We start from the raw sequence: 17,880 nt of genomic DNA, 5'->3' as shown, positions 1-17,880 counted from the left end.
AGGCCTATTTATTCTGCTGTCGGACTCACTTGAAGCTATTCGCTCTAACACACCCTACTTTTGTTCAAAATCACAGCGATAAGCGCTATGCGGTCCGATAATTCGAATAAACACACCATAAACTCCAAATAGCTGTAATACAGTCCGCAACGCCGATGTTTCCTCATCACCATGAAACGTTCGGACTCAGATGACCTTATTTCACAAATTCAGGTCTTTTTTCACTGCTTTCGGACTCAGGTGCAGCTATTCGCTCTAACACACCCTACTTTTGTTCAAAAACGCGGTAATAAGCGCTATGCGGTCCGATACTTCTAATAAACACACCAAAAACTCCAAATAGCTGCAATACAGTCCGCAACGCCGATGCATCCTCACCACCATGTAACGTTCGGACTCAGATGGCCTTATTTCACAAATTCAAGCCTTTTTTCTCTGCTTTCGGACTCAGTTGCAGCTATTCGCTCTAACACACCCTACTTTTGTTCAAAAATGCGGTAATAAGCGCTATGCGGTCCGATAATTCGAATAAACACACCAAAAACTCCAAATAGCTGCAATACAGTCCGCAACGCCGATGTTTCCTCACCACCATGTAACGTTCGGACTCAGATGGCCTTATTTCACAAATTCAAGCCTTTTTTCTCTGCTTTCGGACTCAGTTGCAGCTATTCGCTCAAGCACACCCTACTTTTGTTCAAAATCACAGCGATAAGTGCTATGCGGTCCGATACGATCAAAAATCAAACCAAAAACTCCAAATAGCTGCAATACAGTCCGCAACTCTGATGCATCCTCATCACCATGAAACGTTCGGACTCAGATGACCTTATTTCACAAATTCAGGTCTCTTTGCTCTGCTATCGGACTCAGTTGCAGCTATTCGCTCAAACACACCCTACTTTTGTTCAAAATCACCGCGATAAGAGCTATGAGGTCTGAAACGATCAAAAATCAAACCAAAAACTCCAAATAGCTGCAATACAGTCCGCAACGCCGATGTTTCCTCACCACCATGTAACGTTCGGACTCAGATGGCCTTATTTCGCAAATTCATGCCTTTTTGCTCTACTTTCGGACTCAGATGCAGCTATTCGCTCTAACACACCCTACTTTTGTTCAAAGTCGCGGCGATAAGAGCTATACAGTCCGATACTGCTAATAAACACACGAAAAACGCCAAATAGCTGCAATACAGTCCGCAACGCCGATGCATCCTCGCCACCATAGATGCTACTATTTACTTCCGCCATTCATCACTCACTTATCACCTTCATCACTCCCTTATCTCCGCCAACACTAACTCCGCGCCGTACGCAAATCGAGCTCGTGGACTTGCTTGTGACCTTATCTCTCCCGCTATTTTATTGCCCTCTATTCCCTATAAGATAGTCTTCTAACTCACAGCCGGATCGTGCAATTAACACAGGCGATTGCTATACTCTTTCTAACAAGACTCAACTCAATAAAAAAAGGACTACCACAGTAGTCCAAAGGAGAATATTCATGTTAGCTAACATCCAAAAAGAAGATCAACATTATGTCGCTCGTTTCGAACGCCAGTTAAAGCATTCCGCAACTGAGATTTGGTCCTATTTGACCGAAAATGAGAAGCTTGCCTTATGGTTCTCTGAATTAAAAATCGAGGACCTGCGTGAAGGCGGACTTATAAAGTTTGATATGCAAAACGGAACGTTTGTGGATATGAAAATTACTGAGCTACAGCATCAATCTACTTTTGAGTTTACATGGGCTGAGGATCTTGTTCGTTTTGAGTTATACCCTAATTCAGAAGGCTGTTTACTCATCTTGAATGAAACACTACAGACGCTCACCTCGCATACACCACGAGATCTCGCTGGCTGGCATGTTTGTCTAGAAGTGATCCAGCATCTTTTGGAAGGCACGACGCTGGAGTCACGGAAAGACGAATGGAACAAATTGTACGAGCATTACCGGGAAGCCATCTCGAAATTAGGATAACAAGGACTCCGCGCCGTCAATCACGATTTGCGCACCTGTAATATGGATAGATTCATCCGAAGCCAGAAAAGCAACGAGATCAGCGACATTATCCGGCTTGCCCGGTCCATCCGCCAAGGGTTGCGCTCCATCAGGGAATTCAATCGGAATGACGATCGCTTCAACATCTTCGCTCATTTCAGTGGTTTCATCTATATTCGTAGCAATAGCCCCAGGGCAGATCACATTTACACGAATCTTAAACTTAGCAAGCTCGAGAGCTGCCATTTTGGCAAAAGCCACCTGTCCAGCTTTGGTAGTGCTATAAGTAGACCACCCAAAGCTGGCAAATCTAGTGTTCCCATTAATGGAACTAGTAATAATAATACTGCCCTTCCCTTTATCTTTCAGATGAGGAATGGTATATTTCAGGGTCAAAAAAGTCCCCGTCAAATTCACCGACATCGTACGCTCCCAGTCGCTCAAGCTCAGTTCTTCTATCGGACCTACAGCGCCATTAATTCCCGCGTTAGCGAATACTACATCCACGCCTCCGAATTGTTCCACCGTACAACGTACGGCTTCCTCTATCTTTTTCTCATCGGAAGTATCTACCTCTATGGCCAGCGCGCAATCTTTTCGAAGCTTATTAAGCTTTTCTGCCAAGGAAGAGGTTCTTTCAAGATTTAAATCAAACAATGCTACATTTGCACCTTCCCGCGCCAGCTTAATAGCGGTAGCACGGCCAATTCCCGAGCCCGCTCCGGTTATAATCGCTGTTTTTCCAATAAATCTTTGTTTCTTAGATATGTTTGGGCTCATATGTAATCTCTCCTCTAATGTCTGTAAGATAAGTACTATGGATCAAGATTACCCAAATAAACCTGTAATGGAATCATCTCGTTCATAAATCTTCATAATTTAAGCACGCCGCACAAAAAAATCTCCCCATTCAATAAGATGAGCGGAGAGTTTGTTTCGAATATTTTGATTTTTTTGATTGTTTCGATGTTCGATGTTCGATGTTTCGATTATTTCAATTCAATTGTCCAGCTTGCGTACGTCCACTTTTACAGTCAGTGTGCCTGCTCCGCCGCGATATACCCCTTTTACAGGTACTATATCTTTATAATCCCGTCCATGACCCAGCTTGATATAACGCCAGTTCACTTCAACATTATTCGTCGGATCAAAACCAAGCCAGCCCGTACCCGGAATATGGGTCTCCACCCAAGCATGTGAAGCCTGCTCGAAATTGGCATTGCTGCTCTGTAGATCACCGACAAAATGATATCCACTAACATATCTGGAAGGCAGACCCACACTGCGGCAGACAGCGATCATAAGATGAGCATAATCCTGACAGACACCCCGCTTGAGCTTCAGGGCTTTTTTTACCGTTGTATTTACGCTTGTTGCCTCAGGATCATAGGTGAACTGTTCATAAATCGTCGAAGATAACCTCAGAATCCATTGATACATATCTTCAGCTTCACTAAAAGGGTACTGTGAGGCGAACTCTACCAATTCAGGAGTCACCTCGGTATAACGGGTCGGCAAAATAAACTCAATGTACCGGTTCTGAAACTTCTCATCATTTAGCAGTTTAACTTGCTCTTCAAGGCTGGTTCGCGGAAGATCGGTACCTTGAGATTTATCCAGTGTTACTACAGTAGCTTTCGTATGGATTACCATTTCCGTATGTGGCTTATTAACTGAATAGGCATGCACCCGATTACCAAAGAAATCCTCATACGTTAATAGATTAGCTGCCGGATATACTTCAACCTCGTGGTGATAACAGGATTGCCGATAGTTGGTGCGAGGGGTGAGTCTGATTTCATTGACACTGTCCGTAACCGGCTCTGGATAACTGTATGTGGTGGTGTGATTGATTTGAATCTTCATACAGATACTCCTTCTCGCCGAAAAAAGGCGCCCTCCATCGTTTTGCCCAGTCTCTGGCAAGATATTACGAGTGATTGCAGTACATCTTCCACCAGCTCACCGGACATTTCTTCTTTTTCCATATAATCCAGCTCTGCCTTCAGCTTTCCTGCTTGACGGATGACCTTCTCATGACCTGAGCCTTTTTCTGAGGAATCCAGTTCAAGTCTAGCTAAATGTTCTTCCAGCTGGTGAAAAGAAAAGCGGATCGAACGTGGAAATTTGGGATTCGCGATCAAAAAATCTAAAATGCTCTCCGGTGACATGGCATCTGCATAATAACGGCGAAACGCCTGATACCCACTTACGGATTTCAGCACAGCCTGTAACTGAATATAGATTGCATTAAGCTCTTTGAAACGGCAAGAGGCTATAACTGCCTGCAAAATACGCGTCGTATTCTCGGCCCGTTCCAAAAAACGGCCGCTCTCTATAAAGTGCCATTCATTCCCTCTAAGCATTACGGATTGTTCTGCTCCTAGAAACATAGCTGCACGTTCCTTCACCTGCTGGTAGAAATGATGTGGACCACTCATAATATCAGCAACTGACCGCTCACCAAGCCATAGATTAAAGCTGTTGACGACATCCCATAGCTCACTTGGAAGATGCTGGCGCAGTGTGCGAAGATTATTTCTGGCATGATGTACGCAAGAGAATAATGAATTCGAATTGCCTAAATCAAGTGTAATAAAGGATAACACGTCCTGTTCAGAAAAGGTTTCGAACTGCTGTAAATATTCACTTCGAACCCCTAATGCATCGATAAGCCTCGACCATTTATGTCCTTCTTCCTGAAAATCCTCTTCCTGCTGGATATGATAATGTACATTGATTAGCCGCGCATGATTCTCTGCCCTTTCAATATATCGGCCGATCCAGAATAAAGCCTCCGCATTTCGATTCAGCATCTTTAGCCACTCCTTTATCCTCCAAATTGATGCTGCATATTTTTGATTCACAATCAAGGCTTACAAGATAATAGATCAAGCCATAACCCAAGTATCCTTTACGCCACCACCTTGCGAGGAATTCACAACTAATGAACCTTCTTTCATAGCCACTCGTGTTAATCCGCCAGGTATGACATGCGGCTTCCGGTCTGCACCCATTAATACAAAAGCCCTAAGGTCGATATGCCGGGGTGCCATAGTGCCTCCCGACAATACAGGTGCTCTAGACAAGGACATAATTGGCTGTGCCACATAACGATCTGGATCAGCAATAATTTTCATTCGGAACTCGGCTAATTCTTCTTTGGTTGCCTCGCTTCCGATCAACATCCCATATCCTCCGGATAATGAGGTTTCCTTAACAACCATTTCGAATAGGTTCTCAAGAACATACAGGCGTTCATCGGGTCTGGATAACAAATACGTCGGCACATTGCCAAGGATCGGCTCTTCATTCAGATAATAACGAATCATATCCGGTACATAGACATACATCGCTTTATCATCTGCAACACCGGTTCCCGGAGCATTAGCAATCGCTATGTTGCCTGCCCTATAAGCATTCATAAGTCCTGCTACACCCAGTAAAGAATCAGGTTGAAAGGCTAGCGGGTCAATGTAATCATCGTCCAACCGACGATACAGCACATCCACTCGACGTAATCCGTTCATTTCTTTCAGATATATTTTGTGATCCTTTGTTACCAAATCTCGTCCTTCGACCAAATGTATACCCATCTGCTGTGCCAAAAAAGCATGTTCATAATATGCAGAATTGTATTCTCCAGGCGTTAGGAGTGCTATAACCGGATCTGACCTCCTTGATGGAGATAGACTACGAAGCACGGATAAGAAGCGATTTAAGCTATGATCTACATCTCGGATGGAGCTGGCAAAGGACAATTCAGGAAACAATTGATTCATAAGTGTTCTGCCTTTAAAAAGATAGGAAAAGCCGGAGGGAGTTCGCAGGTTGTCTTCAAGTACATAATAATGCCCATCGTGATGGCGGATCAGATCGATTCCTGAGGTGGTGATGTAAGCTCCACCGGGCACTCGCAGACCTGACATTTCTGGCCGGAAGTAACAGTTGGAAATAATCATACGCCTAGGGACGATGCCATCTTTAACAATGTATTGCTCATGGTAGATGTCATGAATGAACAAATTCAAAGCTGTGATACGCTGAATTATTCCAGCTTCTAGCCTCTCCCACTCATTCTTAGGGATTATACGTGGAATCATATCGAAGGGGATCGTTCGCTCCATAGGATGATCTTGAGCCGGATTGTAAAGCGTAAAGGTAATTCCTTCTTCCATCATCCTACGCTGCATTAGATTTTGCTTCCCTTGCAGCTCTTCGGAGCTCATTCCGGAAAACATGCGGTTCACATGTCTGTAGTGCGGCCGGACATTCCTCTTATCAGCATACATTTCATCGAAAAAATGCTGTAATGGATACGGAGACAGACCTGGCAGAGGATCTAATTTGGACATGAGCCCGACTCCTTTCGATAGATGTAATCTTTGTTAACAACTTATACTTTCATTTCAGAAAACATCCATGAAAATATTGGTTTATATTCTCATAATACGTAAATCCACTTGTTCATGTCAACATATATAACAGAGAAATGTGATTCCAGAGGTATTTGTATTTTTTGGAATCGCTTCCTTTCTCTCTTATATAGGTTGCCGGAGATGAAATGTACATTCATCATTGAATTGTATGCAGGAAGTGTGACAAGCATTACTATTATGAATTTTTCATATAATGTATTTTTTATATAGTTGCCTGAGGATGTGGATTCATTGAGTATGGTATAATTTGTTGCGATGGGAGAGTGACCTATGGAGCACAAATATACTATGTCAATTGAGCAGGAAGAGCTTAGGCGGAATCACATTTATCTGTTATTTGGTCTATCGGAAGCGGGGTCAATGAAGGTAGCCCTTAGTCATTTAGGTTATCGCCATTTAATACGAGTACTTTCATTTAATGAGACATTCTCTGCTGGACCGTTGCGTGAATTACATAATAATGAAGGCTATCATACCCGTGAGTTATGGTTTCAGGAACGATTTCCGGATCATGGTTATCATCTCAATCCCCAGCACAAACTGGAAGCCGTGATACAGACCTTAAAAGAAATTCCCGAGGACAAAAAAATCACTATTTGGTGCGGAGACAACTCCCATGATCAGACAGGTTTACGATTTGCGCTTTCTATTCTTAATGAGAGGACGCAACCTATTCATGTTATTGATCCCGTCAAGGCTTATAGGGAGATTGCCGCTCCATTTGAAACCGGCTTATATCCCAGAGCACTTAGTCAGCTCCCAAACGAAGCTGTGCAAAAAATTATAAAAATTACCGAAAACACATCCCCTGTCACCTCCGCTCAAAGAAAACAGTATGAACTAGAATGGCAAAAAATAAGCAACACCGAGGATATGCTTAGAGTTTGGGTTGATGGCCAGCTTATGAATGTTCCCGAGAGTTACTATGACGAAGAAATTCTTTCTTTAATTCTGCAACTTCAACAGTGTGAGGAAAGAGAAGGCTACGTAAATGCAGGTCTGATTGTAGGCGCAATTATAGGGCAATGGAATTTGTATATCAGTACCTCATTCATAGAATATCGCTTCTGGAGGCTAGTTAGTGAGGGAAAGCTGTTATTTAAAGGGATCCCTTACGCGATGCATTTATACTTTCTAAGAGTCGCTTAGCAGTTGCTACAAAATGACGGACAAACCCTTTATAAAAAAGAAAAGGAATGCCCTCCTAAACTAAATATAGCTTCGAGGACATTCCTTGTAAATATGACTTCTTTATGATTATATTGTGCCGTTGATTACACTTGCTCTTCCGATTCTTCTGACTCTTCTTCCTCGGCAATTAATCCGGCAAAAAGAGCATGTACGAACTGCTGCGAATCAAATGGCTGCAAGTCTTCCATTTTTTCTCCAAGACCTACAAACTTCACCGGTAAATTCATTTCCTGACGAATCGCTACAACGATTCCGCCTTTAGCCGTACCGTCCAGCTTCGTCAAAACCAAGCCGGTGACGCCACTCTTTTCACCAAATAACTTGGCTTGTGTAAGTGCATTTTGACCCGTCGTAGCATCTAACACCATCAGTACCTCATGTGGAGCACTTGGAATTTCTCTTTGAATGACGCGGAAGATTTTGTTGAGCTCTTCCATCAGATTGCTTTTATTCTGCAGTCTGCCAGCAGTATCGCAGATTAAGATATCCACGTTGCGCTGTTTAGCCGCTTGCACCGCATCGTACATTACAGCCGCCGGGTCAGAGCCTGCTTGTTGTTTAATGACATCTACGCCTGCGCGTTGGCCCCAAACCTCAAGCTGCTCAATCGCTCCGGCACGGAACGTATCCCCTGCAGCCAAAAGAACTTTTTTACCTTCTTGTTTGTAACGATGAGCCAGCTTGCCGATGGTAGTCGTCTTGCCCACGCCATTAACCCCAACGAACAAAATAACTGTAATTCCATTCGGATTTTCCTTCAGGCTGTTATCATCATCTCCGCGCAGCAGCTCCATAAGCTTACGGGACAAAATCGGCTTCAGCTCGGCAGCATCTTCAATCCGATTTTGCTTCACTTCGGCACGCAAATCCTCGACAAGGGTCATAACAGTGTTTACACCCACGTCTGCACCAATTAAAATCTCTTCCAGCTCTTCGTAGAACTCTTCATCTATCTTTTTGCGGCGGATGATAAGGTCGGAGACCTTCTCTACAAAACCTTTACGGGTTTTCTCTAATCCGTCGCGGAATTGTTTCGTTACACTTTCCGTTTTGCCGGAAATGCTTTCTTTTAATTTTCTAAAAAAGCTCATTTGGTTCCTCCTAAAAGTTTCTCTTCTTTGATGAATTTAAGCAATCTCAGCTTCTTCATCCTCTAAACGTACTGAGACGAGCTTGGAGACGCCGCCCTCTTCCATCGTTACTCCGTATAACACGTCCGCCTCTTCCATCGTTCCTTTGCGGTGGGTAACGACGATGAACTGAGTTTGTTCAGAGAACTCGCGTAAGTACTGTGCAAAACGAACAACGTTTGCTTCGTCGAGTGCAGCCTCAACCTCATCCAATACGCAGAACGGAACTGGCTTCACTTGCAGGATAGCAAACAATAACGCCATCGCAGTTAGAGCGCGTTCGCCGCCGGATAAGAGCTGCAGATTTTGCAATTTTTTACCCGGTGGTTGGGCTACGATATCTATACCTGTTTCCAGCATATGTTCCGGATCCAGCAGCATAAGATCAGCTCGCCCGCCTCCGAACAGCTTTGAGAACACGGTCCCGAACTGTTTACGGATCGCATCAAAGGTCTGTTTGAAACGCTTAGACATTTCATCTTCCATCTCACGGATTACCTGATACAGAGTAGTCTTAGCTTCGACTAGATCATCTTTTTGTCCACTGAGGAACGTATACCGTTCATGGACCCGCTGATATTCTTCGATCGCCCCTAAGTTAACCTCACCTAGCGCAGAAATACTGCGTTTCAAACGTTGTACATCGGCTTGTGCGGCAGGTACATCTTCAGGCACCGGATATCTCTGTTTCGCTAATTCATAACTTAGCTCGTAGTCATCACTCAGCTTGCGTAGAATATTATCCAGCTCCACATCGAGTCGACCGACAGAAACTTCAGTGGCACGCAGCTTGTCCTCGACTACTTTAAGGGCCTGACGTTGATCTTTAGTCTTGCCTTCCTCAAGTTCCAGCTTACGGGTTAACGCTGTACGCTCAGCCCGGGCAAAATCCAAAGTTCCAGTCGTCTCTTCCTTCTTCAACCGGTAACTGTTCAAATCTTCCTTCTGCTTCACAGCTTCCAAAGCATTGTTAGCCAGATCTTGTTCTATCGTATGTAACAGATTTCGATTCTGGCGCAGCTCCTTGTCCTGTGAACCCACATCTTGTCTAAGGCGACGTAACTGCTCCTCCAGGGAGAATATCTCCTGATCAAGCTTGCCTTCCGAGACTTTCATACTGGTCAACTTGCCTTGCAGCTCTTCCTTAGCTGATTCATTCGCTTTACGCGCAGATTCAGCGTTACGGATACCCTCATGGGCTTCCTTTTCTTCCTTTTCAAGGCGTTCAAGCTCAGCAGTGGCTTGTTTCCGCGTCTCTTCAAGCGCACGTACTTCACTCTCAAAGCCGCTGCGTTCCGCACCTGTGCTCTCCACTTGCTCCTGCACATGCCGAAGCTCATGCTCGAGCTGCTTCAAATCACCGGAGACTCTTTGCTCTTCCAGTCTCTTCTCGTCACCATCACGGCGCAGGTCCTCCAGCTTCACGCTAGCGTTCTCCTGCTCCTCACGAAGTCTGGCAATGCCTTGCTTCAGCTTCACTATTTGACGTTCGCTTTCTTCAATTTCACTGCTTAATTGATCCAGCTGACGTTTGCGGCTAAGCAAGCTATTGTTCTTCTTATGCTGGCTACCCCCGGTCATCGAACCGCCGGCATTAACTACATCGCCTTCCAGTGTAACTACCCGATAACGATATTGGCATCTAGCGGCAATGCGGTTCGCTTGCTCCAAGCTCTCCGCAATAACCACATTGCCGAGCAAACTGCCGATAATGCTAGTATATTTATCATCGTAACCAACGAGTTCGGAACCAATTCCAACAAATCCGTCAGCATCACCCACCATACCACGGTCACTGCCAGAAATCTGGCGCGGCCGGATAACATCTAGCGGAAGAAAGGTAGCTCGTCCCAGCTGACGCTGCTTTAGAAATGATATCGCTTGGCGGGACACAGTCTCATTATCCATGACCACATGCTGAAGTGATGCACCTAGAGCAGTCTCAATCGCCATTTCCAGCTTCTCCGGAACGGAGATCAGCTCTGCAACCGCACCATGCACTCCGTTGAGCTGTCCTTTTCGGGCGCCCTTGAGCACTTCTTTAACCCCAAGCATGAAGCCATCGAAATCATCCTGCATCTCTTTCATGGTCTCATGACGAGAGACTTGCGCTTCCCGCTTCTGTTCCCACTTCCGAAGACCGGACTGTGTTTCTTCAATCAGCTTCTGACGTTTACTGAGCTGTTCACTTTCAGTGATGTAAGCCCCGCGAAGATTGCTAAGTTCCTTCCCTAGCTGGGCAATCTTGTCCTTCAGCCCTTTCTGGTTGGCAGACAACTCTTCATGCCGGGCTGTCCATTTGCCGCTTTCTTCTTCACTGCGGCTCATACGACGTTCCAGATTCTCCTTCTGTTGATCCGCGTAACGAATTTCGTTACGTGCATTCGCCATAAGGTTCATTAACTCCAAAAGAGCACTTTTGAGCTTTTCTTCCTGGCTCTGGCTAATCCCGTCTGCCACACCTTCAAGCCTTGTCTCTTCATCTTCGATCTGTTTCCGAAGATCCACAAGCTTAAGCCGCGATTGCTCAAGCTTAAGCTCCAGATCCACGACTTCACGCTGACGATCTGCAGAACGCTCGCCAACCGAACCTAACGTGAGCATTAACTGCTCACGATTGCTTTCCAGATTTCGCTTGCGTTCCCTCAGCACTTCACCGTAACCTTCGCTCTTCTCAAATGCTTCGCTATAACGCAGCAATTGCTCTTGCTGCTTCTCGATCTGTGCTTCGAGTGTGCGCAGTTCAGAGCGTCCGCTCTCCAGCTTGGCATCATGAGCCGAAACAACGGTAGACAGCTCCAGCTGCTCGTCCTTCAACGTTTCAAGCTTTGCGTTACCTTCCTGCCAAGCGGTATGAATGCCTTCAATCTGGTGTACGTATACTGAAATTTCCTGATGTTTTAATTGTTCGCGAAGTTCCTTAAAGCGGATAGCTTTCTCGGACTGATCCTTAAGTGGCCCAATCTGATCCTCAAGCTCACTGATCAAATCATGAATACGAAGCAGGTTTTGCTCGGTATCATCCAGCTTTCGACTTGCGTCTTTCTTGCGCGATTTATATTTTACAATACCTGATGCTTCTTCAAAGATGCCTCGCCGATCTTCGGAACGAGTACTTAGAATTTCTTCAATCCTACCCTGCCCGATAATCGAATAGGCTTCACGTCCGATACCGGTATCCATAAACAGCTCTGTGATATCCTTCAAACGGCAGGATTGCTTATTAATTAAATATTCACTATCTCCACTGCGATGAACTCTCCGAGTCACTGTAACTTCGCTAAAATCCAGCGGAAGTGTGTGATCTTCATTATCAAGCGTAAGTGATACTTCGCCATAATTCACGGCTTTACGCGCATCACTTCCAGCAAAAATGATATCCTCCATCTTGCCGCCACGCAGTGATTTAGCACTCTGTTCGCCGAGTACCCAGCGTATGCCGTCAGAAATATTGCTTTTGCCGCTTCCGTTCGGGCCAACTACAGCCGTTATACCGCGCACAAACTCCATTTCTGTTTTGTCGGCAAATGATTTAAAACCAGCTAATTCTATCCGTTTCAAAAACATACTTGCCAATCACCTCTGACCCATTATACCATAGCGTTTGTACCCTAAAAAACCATTAAGATGCAGCTTATTCTATCCTTCAAGCATAAACGCTTTCGCTTAACTTCCCTATAAGGACGGCAAGTGTCTAAGCGAGAAATAGAAGGCTACTTTATAACGTGGACATATAAGTTCTTATATTGTCGAAAAAGAGCAGCAACGGTCTGAGCTCCGCCTAAACGCCGGTATTCAGACCTTTGCTGCTCTCCTCCGCTTGTCCCCTTGATGCAAAACTCAGGCACCGTCCTCTTTCAGATGCAAGAGTGCAGCTGCCGCTGCCTGCTGCTCTGCTTCCTTCTTGGACCGGCCGCTTCCTTTACCAAGTGAACGGTTAGCCATATACACCTCTGAGACGAATTCACGCTCATGTGCGGGTCCCCGTTCTTCTATAATTCGATATTCCAATGTACCCATATTGTGCTGCTGAATTAGCTCTTGCAGTTCCGTCTTATAATCGGTCATCTGCATTTGCAATTTCCCATCCGTTTCCACCAGAGGAAATACGTGATTATCAAGAAAACTTCGCACCGTTTCCAGTCCTTGGTCGAGATAAAGCGCTCCCACGAAGGATTCGAATACATCAGCCAGCAGGGCCGGGCGAGTACGTCCGCCCGTAAGTTCTTCCCCTTTGCCCAACAGTACATAACGGCCAAAACCTAAACTCTCCGCAAATTTGACCAGTGAAGGCTCGCATACAATAGCGGCCCGCAGCTTGGTCAACTCTCCCTCAGGTCGGTCTGGCAATAGATTGTACAAATATTCAGAAACCGTTAACTCCAGAACTGCATCCCCAAGAAATTCGAGACGCTCATTGTCCTGATGCTGATTGAAACGGTGTTCATTCACATAGGATGCATGGGTAAAGGCCTGCTTCAGAAGCACAGAATCGTGAAATTGGATTTGAAGTTGCTGTTGTAACTGCTTCAGTTCTCCTTTCACCGCACTGTCCCCTTACTAATTATATTTTTTTAGAATAACTGTTGCGTTATGTCCCCCGAAGCCGAACGAATTCGACATTACAATATCAAGATCAGCTTTACGTGGCACATTTGGTACATAATCCAGATCACATTCCGGGTCTTGGTTGTCCAAATTAATCGTTGGCGCAATCATCCCTTTTTGCAAGGAAAGGCCACAAATAATAGCTTCTACTCCACCAGCGGCACCCAGAAGGTGACCTGTCATGGATTTCGTTGAACTGATTGCCACTTTATATGCATGATCACCCAATGCTTTCTTAACAGCAGCAGTTTCTGATCTATCTCCTACAGGCGTTGAAGTACCATGAGCATTGATATAATCAATATCTTCAGGAGAGATACCAGCATCCCGGATTGCCATCTTCATGCAGCGAGCTGCACCATCTGGATCAGGCTCAGTCATATGATGAGCATCTGCGCTTAGACCATAACCGATAACCTCAGCATAGATCTTCGCTCCGCGCTTTTCAGCATGTTCGAGTGATTCCAGAATAAGAATCCCGGCGCCTTCACCCATAACAAAACCATCGCGATCCACATCAAACGGACGACTTGCCTTCTCAGGCTCATCATTGCGAGTGGACATTGCTCTCATTGCACAAAAACCAGCCATACCTGTTGGACGAATGGTCGCTTCGGAACCACCGCAGATCATTGCATCTGCGTCTCCACGTTGAATCAAGCGGAAGGATTCCCCAATGGAGTGACTTCCTGTAGCACAAGCAGTTACTGTCGTCGTATTAGGACCCTTTGCTCCAAGGTTAATGGACAACTGTCCAGAACCCATGTTAGCGATCATCATCGGAATGAAGAACGGACTAACCCGCTTCGGTCCTTTTTCAAGCAACAAGTTATGATTGTCTTCCCAAGTTCCAAGACCACCAATACCTGATCCTACAGATACACCTATTCTTTCGGCATCAATATCTTCACCGATCTTAAGTCCGCTATCTCGCAACGCATCCTCACCGGCAGCCACTGCAAATTGTACAAAACGGTCCATTTTGCGGGCTTCCTTACGACCAAAAAGTGCCTCTGGATCAAAATCTTTAACAGAGGATGCTATTTGCGTAGTATACTCACTGACATCAAAGGTCTCAACCTGTGATACACCGGATTTGCCGCTCATAAGATTATCCCAGAACGTCTCCAAATCTTTGCCCAATGATGTAACTACGCCCATCCCGGTAACAACCACTCTATGACTCAAACACAATCACCCCATCTATAGGTTGTATACATTATATTCAGAACTTATATACTTTCTGTTGCTACTATATGAACAGCGATAACCGCATCAATAACCATCCTGCGGTTCTGTTATATCCCTTATATAGTTGCTCAAGGCAACCTTTGATTCCTCTTTAATGCTCTATAAATGAGGAGAAGTCCCGCCCTAGCAGGAACGGGACTCTCAATCATATGACTCTAGGTATGAGATTGTATGTACTTCACAACTTCACCCACGGTCGTAATCGTCTCTGCATCTTCATCAGAGATTTCCATATCGAATTCATCTTCCAATTCCATAACCAATTCTACTACATCAAGAGAATCAGCACCTAAATCATCTTTGAAAGACGCTTCTAATGTTACCTCAGCTTCATCGGCACCTAAGCGGTCGATGACAATGCGTTTTACACGCTCTAATACATCGGACATCCGGTTCACCTCCTCTTTTGGTATTATACGAGATATGAGTTCAAAATACCATAGAGCGTCAAAAACGCTTTCTTTATCCCTCACATTTCAGCATTAAAACAGTGTAATTTCTCCTTGACGGAGAGTTACATATACATCCCGCCATCCACGTGTAGTGTCTGGCCGGTCATATACGCAGCGCCTTCAGAGGCCAGGAAGACTACAGCCATAGCAATCTCTTCAGGGCGCCCCAGACGAGCAAGTGGAATGCCCTTCTCAAGCTCACTGCGCACTTCCTCAGAGAGCTCACGCGTCATATCTGTATCAATGAAGCCAGGAGCGATACAGTTCACCGTGATCCCCCGTGAGGAAAGCTCACGAGCCGATGCCTTCGTTAAACCGATGACACCTGCCTTAGCTGCGGAGTAATTAGCTTGTCCAGGATTTCCTGTTACACCTACTACGGAAGAAATATTGATAATTCGCCCGTAGCGTTGCTTCATCATAGGGCGTGTAGCTGCCTTTAGGCAGTTAAACACCCCTTTTAGATTCGTTTCGATCACTTGATCGAACTCTTCTTCTTTCATGCGCATAATCAGGTTGTCTCTGGTAATGCCGGCATTATTGACAACAATGTCAATACGTCCCCAGGTATTCAGAACCTCTTTGACAAGGTTCTCGGCCTGTTCACTATTGCCGACATCGCCACGAAGGGCAATACCCTCCGAGCCAAGCTCGACAATCCGAGCTACGGTCTCTTGTGCGGCTGCTTCACTGCCCGCATAGTTCACGGCCACCTTCACGCCATGTTCCGCGAGAGCAAGTGCAATACTGCGGCCGATGCCGCGAGAGCCACCAGTTACAAGGGCCGTTTGACCCCGCAATGCTGAGAACATCATTTATTCCCCCTTCGATCATATTGCTATTGATAAACAATGTTTGAACGTATCTTACAAGACAGCTTGCACACTTTCTAGCGTGTTAATGTTGATTACTTTGACCGTTTTGTCTATTTTGCGGATCAGACCTGCCAGAACACTGCCAGAACCAATTTCCACAAAAGTATCCACACCATCAGCAATCAGCCATTCAATACTGTCTTGCCAGAGCACAGGGGAGTACACCTGGCGGACAAGCAGTTCACGGATTTCTTCAGGATCCGTTACAGGTGCTGCGGTAACATTGACAATAACAGGTACAGCCGGAGCATTAAAAGTAACACTCTTCAGCTCGTCTGCCAAGCGGTCTGCCGCAGCCTTCATCATCGAAGAGTGAAAAGGTCCACTTACTTCCAGCGGAATAGCCCGCTTTCCGCCTGCTTCCTTAACACGCTGCACAACACCGTTAACCCCGGCTTGTGAACCAGAAACAACAATCTGTCCCGGGCAGTTCACATTCGCCAGTTCTACCACGCCGCTCTCCTCGGATACGCTCCGGCATAATTCTGCCAGAGCATCCCGCTCCGCACCAAGCACTGCAGCCATAGCTCCCTGTCCACCTGGAACAGCTTCCTCCATAAAACGACCGCGTAAACGCACAAATCTTACAGCATCTTCATAGGACAATACGCCTGCCGCAACCAGTGCGCTGTATTCTCCTAGGCTATGACCAGCTACATAATCCGGCTTCATCCCTTGATCACGTAATGCTTCCAGATAAGCCACACTTGCTGTTAGCAGAGCTGGTTGCGTATTTACGGTCTGTTTCAAATCACTGTCAGGTCCTTCAAAAATCAGCTGGCTCAGTGGAAATCCGAGCACCTCATCACCTTTTTCGAATACCGCGCGGCTGTGCGGAAGAGCTTCATATACATCTCTACCCATTCCAACTGCCTGTGCACCCTGACCGGGAAAGACAAATGCGATTTTACTCATAAGTAAGAACTCCTTCCTCTATTACCAGATCAATACGGACGCGCCCCAAGTCAAGCCACCGCCGAATCCAACCATCAGAACCGTGTCGCCTTCCTTCATGCGTCCTTCTTCCGCTGCTTCAACTAGAGCTAAAGGAATAGAAGCTGCTGATGTATTAGCATATTTATCAACATTGATTACACATTTCTCCGGTGGCAGGTCAAGCCGCTGCATAGCGGATTGAATGATACGAATATTCGCTTGGTGCGGTACGAACAAATCAATATCTTCTTTACCTAATCCGGCTTTAGTAAGCACACGTTCTGTAGCTGAGCCCATAACACGAACGGCAAACTTAAACACTTCACGGCCATTCATATAGATAAAATGTTTCTTGTCTTCAACCGTCTGCTGAGATGCAGGCAAGCGCGAGCCCCCAGCTTCCAGCTTAAGCAAGTTTCCTCCAGAACCTTCAGCACCCAGATCGAAGGATTGGAAACCGCGTCCCTCTGGAACCTCACCGATGATTACTGCTCCTGCACCATCGCCAAACAGTACACAGGTGTTACGATCCGTATAATCAGTGATGCGGGATAAAGTGTCCGCACCAATTATGAGTGCATTATTGTACATTCCGTTCTGAATAAAGCCAACCGCAGTAGCTAGGCTGTATACAAAACCAGAGCAGGCTGCTGACAAGTCAAATGCCGCAGCACCTTTTGCTCCAAGTTTATCCTGCAAAATGCAGGCTGTGGAAGGAAAGGAGCTATCAGGGGTTACCGTTGCAATAATAATAAGATCCAGATCTTCGGCTTTCATGCCTGCAGAATCCAAAGCTTTAAGTGCAGCTTCATAGGCTAAATCAGAAGTTGCCTCATGTGGTGCAGCGATATGTCTTTCACGGATCCCTGTCCGACTGACGATCCATTCATCGTTAGTCTCCACTATTTTTTCTAGATCACTGTTTGTTAAAATTTTCTCAGGTACATATTTACCCGTACCGATAATCCCAACCGGCCGCAACTGTTTCATTTCG

At 45.6% G+C, this 17,880-nt stretch carries 15 protein-coding genes; 2 read left to right on the top strand and 13 right to left on the bottom strand.

Annotated elements, in window-relative coordinates; genetic code table 11:
* Positions 1-1,109 precede the first annotated feature (1,109 nt).
* Positions 1,110-1,253 carry a hypothetical protein gene (locus tag MHH86_RS13810; protein ID WP_155986615.1) on the bottom strand — a complete coding sequence of 48 codons (144 nt, stop codon included), beginning with the start codon at positions 1,251-1,253 and terminating at the stop codon, positions 1,110-1,112.
* Between the two features lie 253 nt (positions 1,254-1,506).
* Between MHH86_RS13810 and MHH86_RS13805 the strand changes: the two genes are divergently transcribed.
* On the top strand, positions 1,507-1,983 hold the full coding sequence (locus MHH86_RS13805) for an SRPBCC family protein (protein WP_036686508.1): 477 nt from the start codon (positions 1,507-1,509) through the stop codon (positions 1,981-1,983).
* Here the strand turns inward: MHH86_RS13805 and MHH86_RS13800 are convergent.
* The 4 genes from MHH86_RS13800 to MHH86_RS13785 all read right to left on the bottom strand — a co-directional run bounded on the left by MHH86_RS13800 (position 1,975) and on the right by MHH86_RS13785 (position 6,359).
* On the bottom strand, positions 1,975-2,784 hold the full coding sequence (locus tag MHH86_RS13800) for an SDR family NAD(P)-dependent oxidoreductase (RefSeq protein ID WP_076224165.1): 810 nt from the start codon (positions 2,782-2,784) through the stop codon (positions 1,975-1,977). The two genes, MHH86_RS13805 and MHH86_RS13800, sit on opposite strands and share 9 nt — an antisense overlap.
* 219 nt (positions 2,785-3,003) lie before the next feature.
* Positions 3,004-3,870 carry a transglutaminase family protein gene (locus MHH86_RS13795; RefSeq protein ID WP_036686503.1) on the bottom strand — a complete coding sequence of 289 codons (867 nt, stop codon included), beginning with the start codon at positions 3,868-3,870 and terminating at the stop codon, positions 3,004-3,006.
* Positions 3,867-4,820, bottom strand: a complete 954-nt coding sequence (locus MHH86_RS13790) for an alpha-E domain-containing protein (RefSeq protein ID WP_036686637.1) — start codon at positions 4,818-4,820, stop codon at positions 3,867-3,869. Before MHH86_RS13790 ends, MHH86_RS13795 begins: the two co-directional genes overlap by 4 nt.
* A gap of 75 nt (positions 4,821-4,895) precedes the next feature.
* The gene (locus tag MHH86_RS13785; protein WP_076316196.1) at positions 4,896-6,359 is read right to left on the bottom strand and encodes a circularly permuted type 2 ATP-grasp protein; all 1,464 of its coding nucleotides are present in this window, start codon (positions 6,357-6,359) and stop codon (positions 4,896-4,898) included.
* A gap of 354 nt (positions 6,360-6,713) precedes the next feature.
* Here MHH86_RS13785 and MHH86_RS13780 point away from each other — a divergent pair, with 354 nt between their 5' ends.
* A complete protein-coding gene (locus MHH86_RS13780) occupies positions 6,714-7,592 on the top strand; it encodes a DUF1835 domain-containing protein (RefSeq protein ID WP_076141473.1) in 879 nt (292 codons plus the stop codon).
* 125 nt (positions 7,593-7,717) lie between these two features.
* Here MHH86_RS13780 and ftsY read toward each other — a convergent pair whose 3' ends face one another.
* The 8 genes from ftsY to MHH86_RS13740 all read right to left on the bottom strand — a co-directional run bounded on the left by ftsY (position 7,718) and on the right by MHH86_RS13740 (position 17,876).
* Positions 7,718-8,725, bottom strand: a complete 1,008-nt coding sequence (gene ftsY, locus MHH86_RS13775; protein WP_036686498.1) for a signal recognition particle-docking protein FtsY — start codon at positions 8,723-8,725, stop codon at positions 7,718-7,720.
* A gap of 36 nt (positions 8,726-8,761) precedes the next feature.
* Complete coding sequence (gene smc, locus MHH86_RS13770; protein WP_036686496.1) at positions 8,762-12,331, bottom strand: chromosome segregation protein SMC; 3,570 nt, start codon at positions 12,329-12,331, stop codon at positions 8,762-8,764.
* 273 nt (positions 12,332-12,604) lie between these two features.
* On the bottom strand, positions 12,605-13,309 hold the full coding sequence (rnc, locus tag MHH86_RS13765; protein WP_038570606.1) for a ribonuclease III: 705 nt from the start codon (positions 13,307-13,309) through the stop codon (positions 12,605-12,607).
* 15 nt (positions 13,310-13,324) lie between these two features.
* Positions 13,325-14,560 carry a beta-ketoacyl-ACP synthase II gene (fabF, locus tag MHH86_RS13760; RefSeq protein ID WP_076101782.1) on the bottom strand — a complete coding sequence of 412 codons (1,236 nt, stop codon included), beginning with the start codon at positions 14,558-14,560 and terminating at the stop codon, positions 13,325-13,327.
* Positions 14,561-14,778: 218 nt separating this feature from the next.
* Complete coding sequence (locus tag MHH86_RS13755) at positions 14,779-15,012, bottom strand: acyl carrier protein (protein ID WP_036686493.1); 234 nt, start codon at positions 15,010-15,012, stop codon at positions 14,779-14,781.
* Positions 15,013-15,137: 125 nt separating this feature from the next.
* The gene (gene fabG, locus MHH86_RS13750) at positions 15,138-15,887 is read right to left on the bottom strand and encodes a 3-oxoacyl-[acyl-carrier-protein] reductase (protein WP_036686492.1); all 750 of its coding nucleotides are present in this window, start codon (positions 15,885-15,887) and stop codon (positions 15,138-15,140) included.
* A gap of 54 nt (positions 15,888-15,941) precedes the next feature.
* The gene (gene fabD / locus MHH86_RS13745; protein WP_076224162.1) at positions 15,942-16,865 is read right to left on the bottom strand and encodes an ACP S-malonyltransferase; all 924 of its coding nucleotides are present in this window, start codon (positions 16,863-16,865) and stop codon (positions 15,942-15,944) included.
* Between the two features lie 21 nt (positions 16,866-16,886).
* Entirely contained in the window at positions 16,887-17,876 is a 990-nt protein-coding gene (locus MHH86_RS13740) for a beta-ketoacyl-ACP synthase III (protein WP_139329841.1), read from the bottom strand.
* Positions 17,877-17,880: the final 4 nt, after the last annotated feature.

It is taken from the genome of Paenibacillus sp. FSL F4-0097 (genome assembly GCF_038593125.1).
Taxonomy (GTDB): domain Bacteria; phylum Bacillota; class Bacilli; order Paenibacillales; family Paenibacillaceae; genus Paenibacillus_AQ; species Paenibacillus_AQ odorifer.
The sequence above is the reverse complement of the archived record's forward strand: the minus strand, read 5'-3'. Positions and strand labels throughout refer to the sequence as shown.

What these genes read in the sequence shown, in the direction of transcription:
- ftsY (WP_036686498.1), bottom strand. Translation starts at nt 8,725, where the DNA reads ATGAGCTTTTTTAGAAAATTAAAAGAAAGCATTTCCGGCAAAACGGAA.
- MHH86_RS13805 (WP_036686508.1), top strand. Translation starts at nt 1,507, where the DNA reads ATGTTAGCTAACATCCAAAAAGAAGATCAACATTATGTCGCTCGTTTC.
- fabG (WP_036686492.1), bottom strand. Translation starts at nt 15,887, where the DNA reads ATGTTCTCAGCATTGCGGGGTCAAACGGCCCTTGTAACTGGTGGCTCT.
- smc (WP_036686496.1), bottom strand. Translation starts at nt 12,331, where the DNA reads ATGTTTTTGAAACGGATAGAATTAGCTGGTTTTAAATCATTTGCCGAC.
- MHH86_RS13755 (WP_036686493.1), bottom strand. Translation starts at nt 15,012, where the DNA reads ATGTCCGATGTATTAGAGCGTGTAAAACGCATTGTCATCGACCGCTTA.
- MHH86_RS13780 (WP_076141473.1), top strand. Translation starts at nt 6,714, where the DNA reads ATGGAGCACAAATATACTATGTCAATTGAGCAGGAAGAGCTTAGGCGG.
- fabD (WP_076224162.1), bottom strand. Translation starts at nt 16,865, where the DNA reads ATGAGTAAAATCGCATTTGTCTTTCCCGGTCAGGGTGCACAGGCAGTT.
- MHH86_RS13795 (WP_036686503.1), bottom strand. Translation starts at nt 3,870, where the DNA reads ATGAAGATTCAAATCAATCACACCACCACATACAGTTATCCAGAGCCG.
- MHH86_RS13785 (WP_076316196.1), bottom strand. Translation starts at nt 6,359, where the DNA reads ATGTCCAAATTAGATCCTCTGCCAGGTCTGTCTCCGTATCCATTACAG.
- MHH86_RS13790 (WP_036686637.1), bottom strand. Translation starts at nt 4,820, where the DNA reads ATGCTGAATCGAAATGCGGAGGCTTTATTCTGGATCGGCCGATATATT.
- MHH86_RS13800 (WP_076224165.1), bottom strand. Translation starts at nt 2,784, where the DNA reads ATGAGCCCAAACATATCTAAGAAACAAAGATTTATTGGAAAAACAGCG.
- MHH86_RS13740 (WP_139329841.1), bottom strand. Translation starts at nt 17,876, where the DNA reads ATGAAACAGTTGCGGCCGGTTGGGATTATCGGTACGGGTAAATATGTA.
- MHH86_RS13810 (WP_155986615.1), bottom strand. Translation starts at nt 1,253, where the DNA reads ATGGCGGAAGTAAATAGTAGCATCTATGGTGGCGAGGATGCATCGGCG.